The organism is Clostridium sp. OF09-36, from assembly GCF_003481985.1.
Lineage (GTDB): Bacteria > Bacillota > Clostridia > Lachnospirales > Lachnospiraceae > Brotaphodocola.
Genome location: NZ_QUMD01000043.1, coordinates 1 through 18,519 on the forward strand (window position 1 = coordinate 1; position 18,519 = coordinate 18,519).

The 18,519-nt window shown below is 41.8% G+C and carries 18 protein-coding genes, 5 pseudogenes and 2 CRISPR repeat arrays; of the genes and pseudogenes, 22 read left to right on the forward strand and 1 reads right to left on the reverse strand.

Annotated features, from left to right (window positions below):
* The first annotated feature begins 49 nt into the window (after window positions 1–49).
* Window positions 50–675: a CRISPR direct-repeat array (repeat unit 30 nt; unit sequence GTCGCTTCCTTCGCGGAAGCGTGGATTGAA).
* 158 nt (window positions 676–833) lie between these two features.
* The 22 genes and pseudogenes from DXA97_RS18530 to DXA97_RS18625 all read left to right on the forward strand — a co-directional run bounded on the left by DXA97_RS18530 (window position 834) and on the right by DXA97_RS18625 (window position 17,414).
* Window positions 834–1,148 (forward strand): HIRAN domain-containing protein, encoded by a 315-nt coding sequence (locus tag DXA97_RS18530; RefSeq protein ID WP_118540408.1) that lies wholly within the window; start codon window positions 834–836, stop codon window positions 1,146–1,148.
* A 45-nt stretch (window positions 1,149–1,193) separates the two neighbouring features.
* Window positions 1,194–1,637 (forward strand): annotated as a pseudogene (locus DXA97_RS22505) (CRISPR-associated endonuclease Cas3''); the annotation flags it as partial.
* Window positions 1,638–1,640: 3 nt separating this feature from the next.
* Complete coding sequence (gene cas3 / locus DXA97_RS18535; protein WP_347561702.1) at window positions 1,641–3,329, forward strand: CRISPR-associated helicase Cas3'; 1,689 nt, start codon at window positions 1,641–1,643, stop codon at window positions 3,327–3,329.
* A gap of 134 nt (window positions 3,330–3,463) precedes the next feature.
* A complete protein-coding gene (gene cas5c, locus DXA97_RS18540) occupies window positions 3,464–4,126 on the forward strand; it encodes a type I-C CRISPR-associated protein Cas5c (RefSeq protein ID WP_118540409.1) in 663 nt (220 codons plus the stop codon).
* Complete coding sequence (gene cas8c / locus DXA97_RS18545) at window positions 4,123–5,862, forward strand: type I-C CRISPR-associated protein Cas8c/Csd1 (RefSeq protein ID WP_118721368.1); 1,740 nt, start codon at window positions 4,123–4,125, stop codon at window positions 5,860–5,862. The genes cas5c and cas8c overlap by 4 nt, the downstream gene beginning before the upstream one ends.
* Window positions 5,863–6,774 carry a type I-C CRISPR-associated protein Cas7/Csd2 gene (cas7c, locus tag DXA97_RS18550; protein WP_118721369.1) on the forward strand — a complete coding sequence of 304 codons (912 nt, stop codon included), beginning with the start codon at window positions 5,863–5,865 and terminating at the stop codon, window positions 6,772–6,774.
* Window positions 6,774–7,435, forward strand: a pseudogene (cas4, locus tag DXA97_RS18555) (CRISPR-associated protein Cas4). The gene cas7c and the pseudogene cas4 overlap by 1 nt, the downstream one beginning before the upstream one ends.
* Window positions 7,432–8,462: pseudogene (cas1c, locus tag DXA97_RS18560) on the forward strand (type I-C CRISPR-associated endonuclease Cas1c). Before cas4 ends, cas1c begins: the two co-directional pseudogenes overlap by 4 nt.
* 11 nt (window positions 8,463–8,473) lie before the next feature.
* Entirely contained in the window at window positions 8,474–8,764 is a 291-nt protein-coding gene (gene cas2 / locus DXA97_RS18565; protein ID WP_118540414.1) for a CRISPR-associated endonuclease Cas2, read from the forward strand.
* A gap of 180 nt (window positions 8,765–8,944) precedes the next feature.
* Window positions 8,945–9,234: a CRISPR direct-repeat array (repeat unit 31 nt; unit sequence CGTCGCTCCTTCGCGGGAGCGTGGATTGAAA).
* A gap of 55 nt (window positions 9,235–9,289) precedes the next feature.
* Window positions 9,290–10,021, forward strand: a complete 732-nt coding sequence (locus tag DXA97_RS18570) for an NUDIX hydrolase (RefSeq protein WP_118721370.1) — start codon at window positions 9,290–9,292, stop codon at window positions 10,019–10,021.
* A gap of 11 nt (window positions 10,022–10,032) precedes the next feature.
* Complete coding sequence (locus tag DXA97_RS18575) at window positions 10,033–10,167, forward strand: isochorismatase family protein (RefSeq protein WP_118721371.1); 135 nt, start codon at window positions 10,033–10,035, stop codon at window positions 10,165–10,167.
* Between the two features lie 268 nt (window positions 10,168–10,435).
* Window positions 10,436–11,392 (forward strand): DNA/RNA non-specific endonuclease, encoded by a 957-nt coding sequence (locus DXA97_RS18580; RefSeq protein WP_118721372.1) that lies wholly within the window; start codon window positions 10,436–10,438, stop codon window positions 11,390–11,392.
* An 18-nt stretch (window positions 11,393–11,410) separates the two neighbouring features.
* A complete protein-coding gene (locus DXA97_RS18585) occupies window positions 11,411–11,929 on the forward strand; it encodes an isochorismatase family cysteine hydrolase (protein ID WP_118721373.1) in 519 nt (172 codons plus the stop codon).
* Window positions 11,930–12,178: 249 nt separating this feature from the next.
* Window positions 12,179–13,075 carry a DNA-binding protein gene (locus DXA97_RS18590; protein ID WP_118721374.1) on the forward strand — a complete coding sequence of 299 codons (897 nt, stop codon included), beginning with the start codon at window positions 12,179–12,181 and terminating at the stop codon, window positions 13,073–13,075.
* Window positions 13,072–13,203 carry a hypothetical protein gene (locus tag DXA97_RS21710; protein WP_279221201.1) on the forward strand — a complete coding sequence of 44 codons (132 nt, stop codon included), beginning with the start codon at window positions 13,072–13,074 and terminating at the stop codon, window positions 13,201–13,203. Before DXA97_RS18590 ends, DXA97_RS21710 begins: the two co-directional genes overlap by 4 nt.
* Before the next feature lie 169 nt (window positions 13,204–13,372).
* Window positions 13,373–13,849: a ParA family protein gene (locus tag DXA97_RS18595; RefSeq protein WP_118721375.1), complete on the forward strand. Its 477-nt coding sequence runs from the start codon at window positions 13,373–13,375 to the stop codon at window positions 13,847–13,849.
* The gene (locus DXA97_RS18600; RefSeq protein WP_118721376.1) at window positions 13,839–14,798 is read left to right on the forward strand and encodes a ParB N-terminal domain-containing protein; all 960 of its coding nucleotides are present in this window, start codon (window positions 13,839–13,841) and stop codon (window positions 14,796–14,798) included. The genes DXA97_RS18595 and DXA97_RS18600 overlap by 11 nt, the downstream gene beginning before the upstream one ends.
* Before the next feature lie 15 nt (window positions 14,799–14,813).
* Window positions 14,814–14,984 carry an integrase gene (locus tag DXA97_RS18605; RefSeq protein ID WP_118721377.1) on the forward strand — a complete coding sequence of 57 codons (171 nt, stop codon included), beginning with the start codon at window positions 14,814–14,816 and terminating at the stop codon, window positions 14,982–14,984.
* Between the two features lie 153 nt (window positions 14,985–15,137).
* Window positions 15,138–15,410, forward strand: a complete 273-nt coding sequence (locus tag DXA97_RS18610; protein ID WP_118721378.1) for a hypothetical protein — start codon at window positions 15,138–15,140, stop codon at window positions 15,408–15,410.
* Complete coding sequence (locus DXA97_RS18615; RefSeq protein WP_118721379.1) at window positions 15,410–15,841, forward strand: hypothetical protein; 432 nt, start codon at window positions 15,410–15,412, stop codon at window positions 15,839–15,841. Before DXA97_RS18610 ends, DXA97_RS18615 begins: the two co-directional genes overlap by 1 nt.
* A 493-nt stretch (window positions 15,842–16,334) precedes the next feature.
* A pseudogene (locus DXA97_RS18620) lies at window positions 16,335–16,711 on the forward strand (TnpV protein).
* A gap of 46 nt (window positions 16,712–16,757) precedes the next feature.
* A complete protein-coding gene (locus DXA97_RS18625) occupies window positions 16,758–17,414 on the forward strand; it encodes a hypothetical protein (RefSeq protein WP_090140868.1) in 657 nt (218 codons plus the stop codon).
* 96 nt (window positions 17,415–17,510) lie between these two features.
* Here the strand turns inward: DXA97_RS18625 and DXA97_RS18630 are convergent.
* A pseudogene (locus DXA97_RS18630) lies at window positions 17,511–18,316 on the reverse strand (helix-turn-helix transcriptional regulator).
* Window positions 18,317–18,519 lie beyond the last annotated feature (203 nt).

Consider the following 18,519-nt stretch of genomic DNA (forward strand, 5'->3'; position numbering starts at 1 on the left):
AGCGTGGATTGAAATCCGGGTCTCACAGAAACACTGAGCAAGCTGCGCCGTCGCTTCCTTCGCGGAAGCGTGGATTGAAATGGGAGATCGACAAGGCGGCAAATATTGAGCTAAAAGTCGCTTCCTTCGCGGAAGCGTGGATTGAAATCTGCGTGTAACATGGATACGTCAGGTCTTTACCCGTCGCTTCCTTCGCGGAAGCGTGGATTGAATCAATGATCTGGCAGCGGGCTTTTGGAGTATGGCCGTCGCTTCCTTCGCGGAAGCGTGGAGTTGAAATGAAGTCAATGTCACTCCAGCACAGTGCAAAGGTGTCGCTTCCTTCGCGGAAGCGTGGATTGAAATCTTAACATAATGGATAGACTCAACCTCTTGCCCCGTCGCTTCCTTCGCGGAAGCGTGGATTGAAATTCATGCAGGGGACTTTAACTTCCCCGTTTGTAACCGTCGCTTCCTTCGCGGAAGCGTGGATTGAAATCTTGTCCAGCATGATCGCACGGTCCACCAGTTTGTCGCTTCCTTCGCGGAAGCGTGGATTGAAATAGGTAGAGTTATGGAAGCCGTGCTGCCATGCAAGTCGCTTCCTTCGCGGAAGCGTGGATTGAAATCGCTGTTAAAATGTTGTACAGCCCCATTACGAATCGTCGCTTCCTTCGCGGAAGCGTGGATTGAAATAAGCTAGAATACCGGAGCTGTCATAAGTATGAGGCTCGCTTTCCTCGCGTAAGCACAAATTCCAGAAATATCCAGTATCTTAAATACCTGGCATTTTTATAGTACACCTATACAATTATAATGTAACACAACAAGAACATTATATGAGGAGGGTGTATATGGCAGAATTATATTTTACAATTTCTGGCTGTAAACATTATTACGGCACGGATTTTATGGAGAAGGGCATGAAAGTCCAACTCGTAAAAGAACCGGACAATGAATTTGACAAAGAAGCCATTCAGGTAATGGTAAAAGGCCTCGGAAAATGTGGTTATGTGGCGAATAGTCCTTATACTGTAAAGGGAGAATCCATGAGTGCCGGAAGATTGTATGATAAGATCGGAGATACGGCAAAGGGAAAGATTTTGTTTGTTTTGGATCAGGGTGTGTTATGTAAGATCACAGATACAGGAATAAAAAGTGAAGAATAGAGAAGGTGTTTGTTTCGTTGCGCATTGCGCGGAAAGGAATGTACTGTGAAATATATTGCACACAAAGATGGAGAACGGCAACAGTCAGTTTTGGATCATTTGGAAGGTACTGCGAATTTGGCTGGAACTTTTGCAGAAGCTTTTGACAAACGGGATTGGGGATACTGTTGTGGAATGCTTCATGACATAGGAAAGTATTCTGATGAATTTCAAAAAAAGATTCAAACTGAAAGTGATGACCGGGTTGATCACGCGACTGCCGGTGCACAGGAGTGTGAGAAAAAAGGTGGGCTTTATCCGATATTAGAATATTGTATCGCAGGTCACCATGCGGGGTTACCGGATTACGGAAATAAGTCTGAACGTTCCTCACTGGTTGGCCGATTGAAAAAAAGAATACCAGATTATCATCATTATGCGGATGAGATAACATTTCCGCAATTACAAACAATGCCGTTTGATCCGAACATGACGCCAGATCCGGATTTTTCATTGAGTGTATTTATCCGTATGCTGTATTCCTGCCTGGTAGATGCGGATTTTCTGGATATGGAATGTTTTATGCAAAATGGTAAGACGGAGCGGGAACAGGGCGAAGCTATGAATGTTCTCTTGAAAAAACTTGAAGATCATATTGTGGATTGGCTGAACGTGAAAGATATTGATACAATCAATGGAAGACGAACCGAAATTTTACAGCATTGCATGGAAACAGGGCAGAGCGCAGAACGTGGTTTGTTCCGGCTGACTGTTCCAACAGGCGGCGGAAAAACAGTGGCATCGCTTGCATTTGCCCTCTGTCATGCGGCAGCACACCATATGGATCATATTATTTATGTCATTCCTTACACCAGTATCATCGAGCAGAATGCAGGTGTATTTCGGGAAATTTTAGGAGATCAGAATGTTCTGGAACATCATAGCAATATAGATTACACCAGTTCAGAAGAACTCCGGCCTATGCAGCTGGCCACGGAAAACTGGGACAAGCCGGTTGTGGTGACAACGAATGTACAGTTCTTTGAATCTTTGTTTGCCAATAAATCGTCAAAATGCAGAAAACTTCATAATATTGCCAATAGTGTAATTATATTTGATGAAGCGCAGATGTTTCCAATTGAATATCTGAAACCTTGTCTGCTGATGCTGGAGGAATTGGCAGCAAATTACCGCTCCAGCATTGTTTTGTGTACAGCTACGCAGCCTGCATTCACAGAGCTGTTTCGAAAATCATGGAAGATTACGGAGTTGTGTCCACGAATAGAAGAGCAGTTTTCTTTCTTTAAACGGGCACAGTTTGAAAATATTGGAGTCGTGTCCGAGGAAGTCATGGCAGAACGTCTGCTGGGAGAACATCAGGCACTTTGTGTTGTGAATACCAAAAAACGGGTACAACATCTGTATCAGCGTTTGAAGGGCGATGGTGTATTTCATTTATCAACGACGATGTATCCCAATCATAGAAGAAGAGTTTTGAAATTGATACGCAGCCGGCTGAAGCAGGGAGAAACATGTATCCTGATTTCTACCAGCCTGGTAGAGGCAGGGGTTGATCTTGATTTTGAAACCGTGTACCGCCAGATCGCAGGTGTAGATTCTATGATCCAGGCAGCAGGAAGATGCAACAGGGAAGGAAAACGGCCGCTCCAGGATAGCCGGGTTTATATTTTTGATTTTGAAGGTGCAGAGAATGTCCCAAGCCAGAGACAACAGATGGATGCGGCCAAATCTCTTTTAAAAGATGGTGCTGATCTTTCAGATCCAGAAAGTATTACCTGTTATTTTAAGATGTTATACCATTATAAAGAAGATCAGATGGATAAAAAAGAGGTACTGTCTGAATTTAAAAACAAGGATTATCATTTTGCGAAAGTCGGAAATGAATTCCGTCTGATTGAAGAAGGCAATAAAACTGTTTTTATCAATCGGGAGGAAGAAGCTGGCCAGATTTTACAGCAGCTGCGTTTTCAGGGATATACGAAAGGTACATTGCGGAAAGCCCAGCAATATTGTGTCAGTATTTATGACAAAGAGTTTGAAAAAATGAATGGTGCCGGGATGTTACGGCCGATTTCAGAGGATCTGGAAGATTTCTATGAACTGATTTTAGATACCCAGTATACGGATGAGATGGGACTTGATTTGGGTGTTGAGCAGGGTATGGCATTATTTATCGGATGAATGGTTGGCCGATTTGAAATGAGAAGAATCGGAAAATCCTGTTACTGGACATGTATGTGTGAATGGTAATCACAGAGGTATCGGTGAATGGAAGAAATTTGTAATTATGGAAATATAGGAAAGGGGTGAATACTATGGCTGTGGGAGTTAAGGTCCGTGTCTGGGGACCGTATGCATTATTCACCAGACCGGAAATGAAAGTAGAACGATGTTCGTACGATGTCATAACACCGTCTGCAGCAAGGGGAATTTTGGAGGCGGTATACTGGCATCCGGGGTTGAAATGGGTCGTAGATAAAATCTATGTCAAAAAGCCGATCCGTTTCACGAGTGTGCGGAGAAATGAGGTAAAGAGCAAGATCTCTGCAAGTAATGTACTGCAAGTGTATAATGGAGTAGACAAACCACTTTATCTCAATACAAAAGAAGATATCGTGCAGCGGGCATCCATTATTTTGACCGACGTGGAATATGTGATTGAAGCACATTTTGAAATGACGGATTATGCAAGCAAAACGGATAATCCTGGAAAGTTTAAGGATATTACCATGAGGCGCTTAAGGAGGGGGGAATGTTATCATATGCCTTATTTTGGTTGCAGGGAGTTCCCGGCGCATTTTGCTTTGTGTGAAGAGGACGAAGTACAAACCTGGTATGATGCAATACCGGAAAAAGATCTGGGTTACATGTTGTATGATCTGGATTATTCGGACCAAAACGACATCCAGCCTATGTTTTTCCGGGCCGTTATGAAACGTGGATGCATTGATCTGAGAAACTGTGAGGTGATACGGTGATTCTGGAAACATTGGTCAGGCATTATGAAAATTTAGCAAAACAGGGAAGCGTTTCTAAACTGGGCTGGTGTCAGGCAAAAGTTTCATATGGGATTAATCTTACAAAAGATGGAACGGTGAAGGAAATTCTGTCTTTAAAGCATGAAGAAGAACGTGGAAAAAGGAAAGTCTTGCAGCCGGCACAGAAGTCGGTGCCACAAATGGTAACCAGGTCTTCTGGCGTTGCGGCCAATTATCTTTGCGATAATTCCAAGTATTTGCTGGGAATTGATAAAGACGGAAGCTCTGGCCGTGTGCAAGATTGCTTTTTAGCAGAGAAAGAAAAACATTTGAAATTACTTCAAAACGTGGATAGTACTATGGCAAACGCAGTCCGTACCTATTTTGAAACATGGAATCCTTCACAGGCAAGCGAAAATGCGTTAATACGGGAACACTGGGATGAAATTACAGATGGCGGCAACCTGATTTTTTGCATGAATGAAGAGGAAGCGCAGGATGATGCTGCCATTCGCGCAGGCTGGGATGAAACTCAGACTGGAGACGATCAGAAAACAGATGGCATCTGCATGGTGACTGGGAAACCGGCTGAAATATCACGAATTCACAGGACGATAAAAGGGGTAGCGGGAGCGCAGTCCAGCGGTGCTGCCCTGGTTTCCTTTAATGCACCGGCCTTTGAATCGTATGGAAAAGAGCAGAGTTATAATGCTCCGGTCGGAAAGTATGCGGAGTTTGCGTATACGACAGCGTTGAATTATCTGCTGGATCAGAATAAATACCGGCTTCAGCTTGGCGATACCATGATTGTATACTGGGCTGAAAGCGGGCAGGAAGCGTGCCAGAAAGCATTCTCGTTTGTGATAACGCCCAATCATGATAATCAGAGAGAAATCCAGAAAGTGTTTGATGGTTTACAAAAGCAGAAATATATCGATCTGGATGATATTGAGATTGACCCGGAACAAAAATTTTATATTCTGGGGATTGCACCGAATGCAGCACGATTATCTGTGCGTTTCTTTTATGAAGATTCTTTTGGAAATATATTGGAAAACATTGCTGCGCATTACCGGAACATGGATATCGTAAAACCCAAATGGGAGGAACGGGAATATCTTGGTGTTCGGGAGATGTTAGATGAAACGGCCAATCAGAAATCGAAAGATAAAAAGCCGGTGCCCAATATGGCAGCTATGGTTATGCAGGCCGTCATATCCGGCGACCGGTATCCAGCAAGTCTGTTTACAGATCTGCTGATCCGGATTCGCGCGGAACAGGGAACTGTTACCTGGGGGCGCGCAGCCATGATAAAAGCATATTTGATCCGCAATTGCAATTGGGAGAAAGGGGAGGATTATATGGGATTGAATAAAGAAAGCCGGGATAAGGCTTATGTGCTGGGACGCTTATTTGCCGTGTTGGAATCGATTCAGAAGGATGCAAATTTGGAAATCAAAGCCACGATCCGGGATCGCTATTTCAATTCCGCATGTGCGACTCCGGCAGTTGTATTTCCGGTCCTGATTAAGCTTAAGAATAGTCATATCAAAAAGCTGGAGCGGGAGAAGACGAAGTTAAAGGATGATTATGAAGAACTCTTGGCTGAAATCATGGACAAATTGGAAGAAGAAACAAGTTTTCCATTGCGCCTGACTTTGGAGGAGCAGGGGAAGTTTGACCTTGGGTATTACCATCAGATGCAGGAAAAATATAAGAAACGGGAGGATAAGTAAATGGCTGAAGCAATCAAAAACCGATATGAATTTGTCGCATTATTTGATGTGGAGAATGGAAATCCAAACGGAGATCCGGATGCAGGAAATATGCCGCGTATCGATCCGGAAAGTGGTCTGGGGCTGGTTACCGATGTCTGCCTAAAACGGAAAATCCGCAATTATATTGACCTGGTAAAGGAAGGGGAACCTGGGTATCAGATTTACATTCGCGAGGATGTTCCGTTAAACCGGAGTGACCGCACAGCATGTGAGTCCATGGGAATCACAGAAACGGATGAGAAGAAAGTGACGGAAGAATTGAAAAAGTTAAAGAAAAATGATCCGGATGCAGATGTGAAGATCCGTGATTACATGTGCAGCAACTTTTTTGATATCCGTACCTTTGGAGCTGTTATGACAACCTTTGTAAAGGCAGCATTGAACTGTGGACAGGTGCGTGGTCCGGTACAGCTTGGATTTGCGCGGAGCATTGATCCGATTATCAGTCAGGAAGTTGCTATCACCCGCGTTGCCATCACGACCGAAAAAGATGCGGAAAGCAAGAGCACGGAAATGGGACGGAAGAATATTGTTCCGTATGGCCTTTACCGGGTAGAGGGGTATGTCTCTGCGAATCTGGCAAGAAAGGTGACTGGATTTTCGGAAGAAGATCTGGAACTTTTATGGGAGGCGATCATCAATATGTTTGAGCATGATCACTCTGCAGCCCGCGGGAAAATGGCTGTGAGAGAGCTGATCGTATTCAAACACAGTAAGGAGCTGGGGGATTGTCCGGCCTATAAACTGTTTGATGCAGTTGAAGTGAAATGCAAGGAGGATGTTGTATATCCGAGAAAATATCAGGATTACACCGTATGTGTGCACACAGAAAATATCCCGGAGACCGTATCTGTGAAAAGGATGATATAATGGAATATTCCGAAGATGATTATTTGATGATATCTGGTATTCAGCATTTAAATTCTGCAGGAGACAGTGGGCGCTGATTCATATTGAGCAGCAGTGGACGGAAAATGAACATACCGTGATTGGAGAACTGATGCACAAAAAGGCACACGACCCTTACATTACTGAGAAACGGAAAGATACAATCATCGCCCGTGCGCTTCCGGTATCATCCAGAATTATGGGAATCAGCGGGGAATGTGACATCGTGGAGTTTCATAAATGCGAAGACGGAATTCAGTTGTATGGACACCGGGGCACGTATTCTGTGTACCCGGTAGAATACAAGAAAGGAAAAACCAAACATTCGGAGGAAGATATCCTTCAGCTTGTTGCACAGGCTATGTGTCTGGAAGAAATGTTTTCGACAGAGATACCAGAAGGTGCACTTTTTTACGGCGAAACCAGAAGGCGCGAAGTAGTACCGGTTACAGATGATCTGCGGACTGAAGTAAAAGCAATGTTTCAGGAAATGCACCAGTATTTTGCACGCAGATATACACCGAAAGTGAAACCGAGTAAGGTATGTAATTCCTGTTCTCTAAAAGATCTGTGTCTGCCAAAACTGGCAAGGAGCGGGACTGTAAAACATTATCTTGAGCAAAAGCTGGAGGAAACCGAATGAAGAAATTATTGAATACGCTTTATGCACTTCGGAAAACAGTTATTTGTCACTTGACGGTGAAAATATTGTGATTTACGATGCAGATACAGAATGCGGACGATTACCGTTACATAATCTGGAAGGAATCGTTTCGTTCGGCTACAGAGGAACAAGCCCCGCACTGATGGGAGCATGCGTTGATCGTAATATTTCGTTATCTTATCTGACACCACAGGGAAAATTCCTGGCAAGAATCAGTGGGAAAGTACGCGGCAATGTCATTTTGCGAGAACAGCAGTATGAGAGCAGTAAAAGTGAAACCATGAGCATGGAAATCGCCAGAAACTGTATCATGGGCAAAGTATACAATGCAAGATGGGTCCTGGAGCGTGCACTTCGGGATCATCCCATGCAGATTGATGTGGAACGGGTCAAAACAGCATCGTCACAGTTAAAGGACAGCCTGGAATGGATACGGAACAGTCAGAGTAAAGATCAGCTTCGTGGATATGAGGGAGAGGCAGCCAGTATTTATTTTGGTGTGTTTGATCAGTTGATCTTGCAGCAGAAGAAAGACTTTCCGTTTACAGGACGAACTAAACGTCCGCCATTAGATAACATCAATGCGATGTTATCCTTTGTATACACGCTGCTGACCAATTCAATTACTTCCGCATTGGAATGCGTTGGTCTGGATCCGTGCGTAGGATATCTTCATACGGAGCGCCCGGGGCGAGTCTCTTTGTCTTTAGATTTAATCGAAGAATTGCGGGCCGTCATGGCAGACAGGTTTGTATTGTCTCTGGTAAACAAAAAGATTGTAAGTGGAAAAAACTTTACCAAAAAAGAAAACGGAGCCGTCCTAATGGATGATGATCTGAGAAAGAAACTGCTGACGGAATGGCAGAACCGGAAAAAAGATGTCATCACACACCCATATCTGGGCGAAAAAGTAGAATGGGGAATGGTTCCATATGTTCAGGTCATGCTCCTTGCAAGATATCTGCGTGGTGATCTGGATTCCTATCCGGTTTTCCTTTGGAAGTGAGGTGGCAGAAGATGCTGGTATTGATTACTTATGATGTAAATACAGAAACTGCAGCAGGAAGAGCCCGCTTGCGAAAAGTTGCCAAGCAATGTGTGAATTACGGACGAAGAGTGCAAAATTCTGTATTTGAATGCATTCTCGATAACGCCCAATGCATTATGCTAAAATCCATTCTGACGGATATTATAGATGCTGAGGTGGACAGCCTGAGATTTTATTATTTGGGAAATAAATACCAGACGAAAATCGAGCATGTAGGCGTAGACCGCGGCACAGCTGCTGATCAGGTGTTGATTATGTAGTACGTGTTCGGTGCGAGTCGACAGTGTACATAAAAATGTCTGGAGACTCGCATCGAAAAAAGTAACAAAATGTGTTAAAGGGGCATTTATCGAAGCTGATTTGAAGATTTTGAAAAGTACGATTTGTGCAAAATGTGAGAGAATATTGTATGTTGGAGAAAGAAAATTGGTGGTAAATGGCGTCGCTCCTTCGCGGGAGCGTGGATTGAAACAAACAATCTCCTTTTGAGATCACGTACAAGCCAACGTCGCTCCTTCGCGGGAGCGTGGATTGAAACCGCAGAGCACGCATCGGTCAACATAGCCACCATGTCGCTCCTTCGCGGGAGCGTGGATTGAAATAAAACAAGAATGATGAACATTCCAGCCAAAGTCGTCGCTCCTTCGCGGGAGCGTGGATTGAAATTCTATCCCGGCCCATACGCGCATACGGATGAGTCGTCGCTCCTTCGCGGGAGCGTGAAATGAGCAGTTGATAACAAAGACCGGAAAGTCGGAATCGATGAGAAAGAAGGCGTAATAATCATGAAAAAGAAAATAGAAACTTTACAGGCTAATAAGGAGTTTGTGAGAACATATGATGATTCAAAGTATGAAAAACCATCTGTTACTGCAGACATTGTGATTTTTGGAATCTTTACCAGTGTTGGAAATTATGAGCGTGAGACATCAGAAAAGAAACTGAAAGTTCTGTTGATTCAAAGAGGCGCAGCACCTTTTGAAGGTTGTTATGCACTTCCGGGAGGTTTTGTGCATCGGGGAGAACGGATTGAGGAAGCTGCAGAACGAGAACTGTGGGAAGAAACAAATTTAAATTGCAGTTTTTTGGAACAGTTTGGTACATACAGCAATCCGGATCGTGATCCGAGAAGGTGGGTGATCAGCAATGGCTTTTTGGCGTTGATCTGTGCGGATTATGAGAAAATTAAGGCAGGAGATGATGCATCAGATGCAAAATGGTTTGATATTTCTTTCCTAAAAACAGGAGAGGAGTGGTTATTGCAATTAACACATGAAGAAGACAAAATCTGTGCTCGATTGAAGGAAACGACATCTGAAAGGGATATTAAAAGAAAATTCGAAACAATAGAAAGCAATGATATTGCGTTTGACCATCAGCTGATCATTGCAGATGCAATCACGCAGCTTCGTAAATGGATGACAGAAACAAAAATTGCTTTCCGGCTTTTGCCGGAAAAATTTACACAGAAAGAATTGCAGCAAATTCAGAAAGTGATTTTAGAAAGCAATTCGTAAAGGTGGAGAAAATGAGCAAGGTATTGATCGTAGTCGATATGCAAAATGATTTTGTGACAGGTGTTCTTGAAAGAAAAGACGCGCAAGCTATCGTTCCGAATGTGAAAAAGAAAAGTTGCACCTTTTATACTTTGAATATCTTCTGACAGAGATCACGAAGCACATGGACGATGCGGATTACTTCTTCTTAGACAATCTGCTTCCATGGTCGGAAAGGCTGCCAGATAATATCAGAAAATCGAAACAGTAACCAACCCAAGCCGCGAAAGCGGCTTTTGACTGGCAAGGTACCCGCTATGAGGCGTTTACACAACAGAGGCGAAATCTCGTATTCTTTTGATTATCAGATTCTTCCTATAACATCAAAAAGGTTGTATAATAAAGATAATAAAGTACTTGGAGAGGTGCGATATTATGAGAAAACTGAATATGTGGCTATTGTGTGTATTGTCAGCAGTATCTTTGGGTGTGTCCGCCTGTGGGTCGGTGCCGCAGCAAGAGCCGGCAGCTGTTGTATCTACGGAGGCTCATGTTGCAGATCGGGTATCTGCGGAATCTGGATTTAGCTTATCATCAGTTCCGGCTTATTCTGGTCAGCCTTATGCAGTTATCAATGACAATACTCCCTATTTTTCAGATGCAGATCTGACAACAGTTTCTTTTGAGGACTATAGTGATCTGGATTCCCTGGGGAGATGCGGAGTTGCTTATGCTTCGGTTGGTCAGGATCTGATGCCGACGGAAGACCGGGGAGCAATCGGACAGGTGAAGCCGACCGGCTGGCATACAGTCAAGTATGATAAAGTCGATGGAAACTATTTGTATAACCGCTGTCACCTGATAGGATATCAATTGACGGCAGAAAATGCGAATGAAAAGAATCTGATCACAGGTACCAGATATTTAAATGTGCAAGGTATGCTGCCTTTTGAAAACATGGTGGCTGATTATGTAAAAGAGACGGGCAACCATGTGCTGTACCGTGTGACTCCGTTTTTTGAAGGCGATAATTTGTTGGCGTCCGGTGTGTTAATGGAGGCAGAATCCGTAGAAGACTGGGGAGCCGGCGTTCTTTACTGTGTATATGTTTACAATGTACAACCTGGCATTGAAATTGATTATAAAACAGGTGATAGTTCAGTTACTCAGGAAACATCTGCGAATCAGCAGTCTGCATTGACGGAGACTCAGGCTGATTCCAGTCAGGCAACCACGGAATCTTACATCCTCAACACAAATACAAAGAAGTTCCATAGACCGACTTGTTCGTCCGTGAAACAAATGAAAGAGAGCAATAAAAAAGAATCATCAGAAAGCCGGTCTGCATTGATTGCCGCCGGGTATGATCCTTGTAAAAAATGCAATCCGTAAAAAGAAAGGAAGAAGAAAATGAGCAAGGTATTGATCGTAGTCGATATGCAGAATGATTTTGTGACAGGATCTCTTGGAAGTAAAGAGGCTCAGGCTATCGTTCCGAATGTGAAAAAGAAAATCATAGAATATGCAGACCGTGGTGACAGAGTGATATTTACCAGAGATACGCACGAAGAAAATTATCTGGATACTCCGGAAGGAAAAAAACTGCCAGTGAAACATTGCATCAATGGTACGGCTGGATGGCAGATTGTACCGGGATTGGAAATAGAAAATTGTGAATACGTAAATAAGCCGACTTTTGGATGGCTGCAATGGGACCGTTTTGGTGCGCAGGATGAAATTGAATTGATAGGTGTCTGTACAGATATTTGTGTGATATCGAATGCGCTGATCTTAAAGGCAAAATATCCGGAGGCAATTATTTCGGTGGACGCGAGTTGCTGTGCGGGTGTAACGCCGGAGAAGCATAAGGCGGCATTGGAAGTTATGAAGAGCTGTCAGGTTGATGTAAACGGGGAAAATGGAATCTGAGCAAGAAAGAGGACATTATTATTTTCGGTTATATAGAGCTGATAAGTACGATAAACGGTAGTTGGGTTATGATGACGAAAGGACGTTTGATTGCATGTCAAATGTCCTTTTATGTTTCTATTTTATATCTGAAACGGCAAAAAACAAAGATGACAAATGCGATAATGATTTGATATATTGCCGATAATGTGGTATACTGTAACATAGTAAAGTGCAAATTTAGATTTAACTTATAACAGAGGAGAGCATATGCGATACCTTTCAGTTACGGAAATAGCAAAAAAATGGAATGTTTCAGAGCGCAGCGTAAGAAACTATTGCGCTCAGGGACGAGTGCCAGGGGCATTTCTTACCGGCAAGACCTGGAACATACCTGAGAATGCAGAGAAACCAGAACGTTCTAATAAAAAGAAAGAGCAGCCGATGACATTGCTTGATATTTTACAGGATCAAAAAGCAAGTAAATGTTCCGGTGGTATTTATCATAAGACACAGATTGATTTGACATATAACTCCAATCACATCGAAGGCAGCCGCCTGACATATGATCAGACAAGATATATTTTCGAAACCAATACTGTCGGTGTAGAAAATGAAGTGCTGAATGTGGACGATGTGATCGAAACAGCCAATCATTTTCGTTGTATTGATATGATCATTGATCATGCAAAAGCAACTTTGACAGAGAAATTTATTAAGAAACTTCATTTGATTCTGAAGAGTGGAACCAGTGATTCCAGAAAAGATTGGTTTGTTGTTGGTGGATACAAGAAATTACCGAATGAAGTTGGCGGTATGGATACTGCCCTTCCAGAAGAAGTTGCCGATAAGATGAAAGGGTTTCTGACGGAATACAATGCCAAGGAGAAAAAAACTTTTGAGGATATTCTGGACTTCCATGTGAAATTTGAGCGAATCCATCCGTTTCAGGATGGAAATGGCCGTGTAGGCAGACTGATTATGTTTAAGGAGTGTCTGAAATACAATATCGTTCCGTTTATCATTGAAGATAATTTGAAGATGTTCTATTATCGTGGCTTGAAGGAATGGAATGATGAAAAAGGATATTTGACAGATACTTGTCTGACGGCACAGGATAAATATAAAGCGTATTTGGATTATTTTAGGATTGCTTATGAAAGATGATATCTAAGGAGCTGAAAATTTTGCAAATAATGGAAAGCCTTGGAGATGAGATAAAAGATTATGCAATATTTCAGGATTTTTTTGGTGATGAAATTTTGAGAAGAAATGATGGGAAAAGCGGAGAGTAAACGGAAATATTTAGCAATTCTACTCATGTGGATAAGGAGGTTTTAATGTTAAAGGTGAACCTTGGCAAGTAAATATAGTGTAGCAGATAAAGGACTTTTTCAGTGGCTATCGTTAAAAGGTATATAAAGTCATTGGAGAAGTTCTTTTTTGATGCTTGAAAATTGTTAAGTGGGAATTGGTCTACTCGGTAGGTTGATTTTCAATATTCTGGAGCCGCTTCGAGATTCTTATGATTATCTTCTGATCGATACTTCTCCATCACTTGGAGCTCTTACCATAAATGCGCTGGCGGCTACAGATGAAGTTATCATTACAGTCAATCCTCAGCTGTTGGTAATGATGGGATTGCAGGATTTCTTGAAAACGATAAAGAAAATCAAAAGCAGGGTGAACGCCAAGTTAGAAGTGGCAGGGATACTGTTTACGATGTGTGATACCAGAACAAATCTGTGCAAGACCATCACAGAGCAGGTGAATGATACTTTTGAGGGACAGATTCATATCTATGGCAGCAGGATTCCTAATACGGTTAAGCTGGGGAAATCTGTTTATTATTCGGAATCATTGCTTGAATATGCACTGGAATGTAAAGCATGTGAGGCATATATGAAGTTTGCGGGGGAGGTAGTGGCTGATGAAAAATAATGCTCCAAAAAGAAAAATATTTGATGCGGTGGATTTGTTAATTGAGGATACTTCGGCACAGGTTCCGGTAGGTAAAAGAAAAGATGGGGTTACGATGCTTAGTGTCGACTCCATCAAATCGTTTCATGATCATCCATTTTATTTATATGAGGGAGACAGGCTGGAAGATATGATTCAAAGCATCCGAGATCATGGTGTGCTAAATCCGGTAATCGTCCGTACAACAGAAGATGGATATGAAATGCTTTCCGGTCATAACAGACAGAATGCAGCGAGACTGGCCGGTCTTACAGAGATACCGGCGATTGTAAAAACTGATTTGCCGGATACAGATGCTTATGTGTATGTGATTGAAACGAACTTAATGCAGAGATCCTTTTCTGATCTGGAGATTTCGGAGAAGGCAGCGGTCTTGAAAGAACGATATGACAAGGTCCTGCATCAGAGACAAAGGAACATTATCATGGAAGAAGTGACTAAGCTGGAAGGAGTTCCGCTGAAAGGTGGTCACGGTGACCACCATTTCAAAAATCGTGATGAAGTGGACAAGGAATATGGATTGTCGGGAAGCTCTGTGGAAAGGCTTTTGAAAGTGAATGATCTGATAAAACCACTTCGCAATAAGCTGGATAATGGTTCTGTGATTTTTAAGGTTGGAATACAGATATCTTTTCTGCCGGAATCAGAACAGCAGCTAGTGTATGAGCAGATGATGGAATTGCATGTGAAGCTGACGATGAATATGGCAATGAAGCTTCGCGAGCATTCCGGTGAGTTGACCGAGGCAATGGTACGGCGTTATCTGACTAAGACGGTGGAGCCGAAGGACAAGCCGATAAATATCAAGGTGCCGGAGACGATATCGAAGAAGTATTTCGTAGGGGAGGATCAGAAGGCGATAGAAGATATTATGGAAAATGTGTTGGCAGCATGGTTTGAGTGGAAGTAAAGAGTCAGAAGGATTATGATAGTAAAGTCAATTGCAGTAACTCTCAATGTTTACACCCACGTTGGACTTGAGGATGCGGAGAAAGAACTTCAGAAGATGCAGGGATTGGAAAATGCCAGAAAAGAGATGGGGCTTTCGGACAAGGATGATAAACCTTTGAAACAGAATATGTTCAAGGTGGTTTGATAATAGAATATTGATATAGATTTGTGGCACTCAGGCTTATAGCTTGGGTGCCTTTTTGACTGGTGTAAATTTGAGAAATGTGGTAAAATAAATTAAATTTAGCAAATAAGAAATTTAAAGATTATATTAACATTTATCATAGGAGGAGATTATATGACGAAACGTGAATTCGCTACAAAGTTATTTGATGAATTAGAAGAAAAACATGATATACAAAAGGTTGTAGATTCTATAAAATCTGTAAAATGTAATGGCAAAAATCTTAATGTAAATGAACAGTTGCAGATTGTTAATTTTATTAGAGAGATTTATGCCGAAAAAAACAGGGGATTATTTGAAGATGTGAGTGCTTTTTTAGCACTTGTTAATCAGGTGGAGGCACAGATAAAATCACAGAACAATTCTCAGTCAGGGGGAAGTAAGTAATGGAAACGAGTGACATAATAACGCTTATTTTAGGGATTGCATCGACAATAACAGCCTGTGGTACAATATTATTGTCATTTAGGTATAATAAATTAGTACAGGGTCAAGTTGAAATGCAAATAAGGGAACGCATTACAAATGCAAGAATACGATATGAAGATTTGATTATTAATCATAAGGATGAACTTAATGATGAATTGATAAAAAATGTGTATGAATCTACGAAAGAAGAATTCCTCAATGCTTATGATGAGGCATGTCAAAAATATCTTGATAAGAAGGTGGATAAAGAACGATTTAAAAAATCTTATTTCACTGAGATACAAAGTATTGTAAAAAACGAGAGCTTTAAGCAGAAGTATGATACTCAATCTACACCATATAAAGCGACAGTTAAAGTTTATAATGAATGGTTTGATTTAGAAAAGTAGAATTTTAAATGAAGCGTAATTATAGGTTTTATGAATCGAAGGATAAGCTTTGTATCCTCATCGAAGATAACAAAAGGGTATGTAGATGATTTCTGCACACCCTTTTGTTAAATAATGCACACCCCTATCCGTAGTCTGAACCACCTTAACTGACTACGATTTGACTACTACACAAGGCATTGATTTGCTCCGTTTTGCATTATTTTGCAAAAAGTGTAGTTTTAGAGAATAAAAATTTGATGCCCGGAAAAGTCGATAAACCCTTGCAAAACAGGGCAATACAGGGCATTTCAGAACAGGAGAATTTTATGATTAGAGTTTTATTCATTTGCCACGGCAGGATTTACCGGGCATGATGAAAAATCTCAAATCGTCTCATAAGCCCCGTTTTTAAGCGTTTTTTGTGTTTCAGTCTCAAATTTACCAAAGATTTACCAATATTTCTGGAGAGCCAGACTTGCAAAAAAATGAGCCAGAATGAGGAGATTAAAACATGGGCGAATTGAAATCAAGAATAACGGAAAACGGAATTGATTATATCCTTGTTGGGGATACTACATCCCAGACTTGAAACTGCCGGAGGAACACCGCCCCATTGGAAAGTATGGACGGCTACACCGGGAATATTTAAGAGAAGCCCACCCAGCCAGATTGAACACATTGACACTGACCGGGGAGTTATGGACATACCTTGCAGACCTGAACGAACAAGCACAGGAACGGTTAGCCACCATCATGGAGCAGATGAAAGCTGTCGAGGGCGTGACAGAGGAATTAAAGCGCACTTCTCAAATGGAATGGGTGCAGCGTTGCAATAACATTCACAACCGGGCAGAAGAAATTGTTTTGCATGAGATGATTTATTCATAACGGTATGATAGAATGATTACTGTTAAATTAGAATTGGGAGATGCCTATGAACAAGTTTTTGAATGATATAAGGAGTGCCGAAAATCCTATATCTGGTAATAGAAAAATTATAAATACCATAGCTGTATTGTTCCTTGGAATAGCTTTGGGGACTTTTTCAAAATTTTTGGATTTTCGTCAAACTGAACTGCCAAGTGTGCTTATGGCAATAGATGGGGCATTAGATGTTCATAATTTCCTTGGGCGTTTTGAAATTTGGGTATTGATTGCACTGTGTATTTCTATTTATAGTAATTCTGCAACAAGAGCAAGTGTTAATGTTTTTGCGTTTTTTGCTGGCATGGTTGCAAGTTACTATTTGTATTCAAACTATGTCGCAGGATTTTTCCCAAGAAGCTACGCTATGATTTGGTTTGGCTTTACCATGATTTCTCCGTTCTTGGCATTTGTCTGTTGGTATGCGAAAGGAAAAAGCAGACCTGCATTTATGCTATCAGTATTGATTTTAGCAGTATTGTTTAACATGACTTTCGTATATGGATGGGGATATTTCGAAGCACGCTCTGTTTTAGAATTGATAGTCTTTATCATCGGACTTACTGTTTTGAGGAGGGACACATTGAAAAGTTCTGTGCTAATGGGAACAATTAGTATAGTTCTTGCAGTTTTACTTGATATGGTTATTCCATTTCATTTTGGATAAACAACTTCCAGTGTCGTTCTAAAAATTCAACTGAATAATCCCAGCAAAAACCGCTGCTACATGGAAGCCAACAAACCATGCAACAGCGGTTTTTCTTTATCGTTTTTTCCTCTGGCTGATAGGCGTTCCCATTTTCTTTGATTTTTTGAGAATCCGAATCAGCCAGCGAAATTCTTCGTCTGACAGATTTTTATAGTTGATACCAAGCTGCTTGCAGTAAAGAACAACCAGCTTTTCATCCCGGCTGCCTTGAAATTTTCGACCGCTTCTAGATTTTCTTTCAGTTCATCGGCAACGGTGGTCTGGGGTGCACTCTCGCTGTCCTTTTTATGGGCTTCCCGAATATCCCGGATAATGAGGTTGAGGTCATCCAGAACCATGTGGCTGAAATATTCATCATCGCTGATATGGGCGGCTTGCAGCACTTTCAAATGGGGGTCATCTTCGCCGGGGCGATACCGTTCAATGATTTCATGCCGGACGGTATCGACAAGGGCGTTGAGGTTCTGAATCTGCATGGTGGCAATCCCATCCACATAAATCTCAATGTCCGCAAGAAACTTGATAAAGTCCTTATGTGTGGCGAGTTCGCAGAGCAGACGGTTATTAATCCGACCGCTTTTCAGAAGTGCTACCATCTCATCACTCAAATGCAGCTCCCTTAATGGCGTGTTGATCTCCGCCCGGTTCTCTGTCCGGCAAAAGAGATAATCAAGGGACACCCCATAAAAATCTGCCAGCAGGATAAGATTACCATGGTTGATTTCTTTAAAATCATCTTTTTCATAACTTCCAAGAGCTGATTTTGAAATACCCGTTTGCTCTGCCAGTTCTTCCAGTTTTAATCCTTTGTTTAATCGTAAATCTTTTAGCCGTTCCTGTATTGTAGTAGCTCCGTTCATTGAAGCAGCTCCCCCTTCTGACAACATTTATAACCGTTGAATTGATTATACCATATCAATTCCGCAATCGTGGAAATTTCTGATTTTTACCCCGAATTCCTACTTTGTGGACATACGGCACAGGGCACAAAAATGTTCTATGATACAGGTAGTTCATCGATGGATTATTCCAATCGAATGACCAGCCTGTGTGGGATATGCTT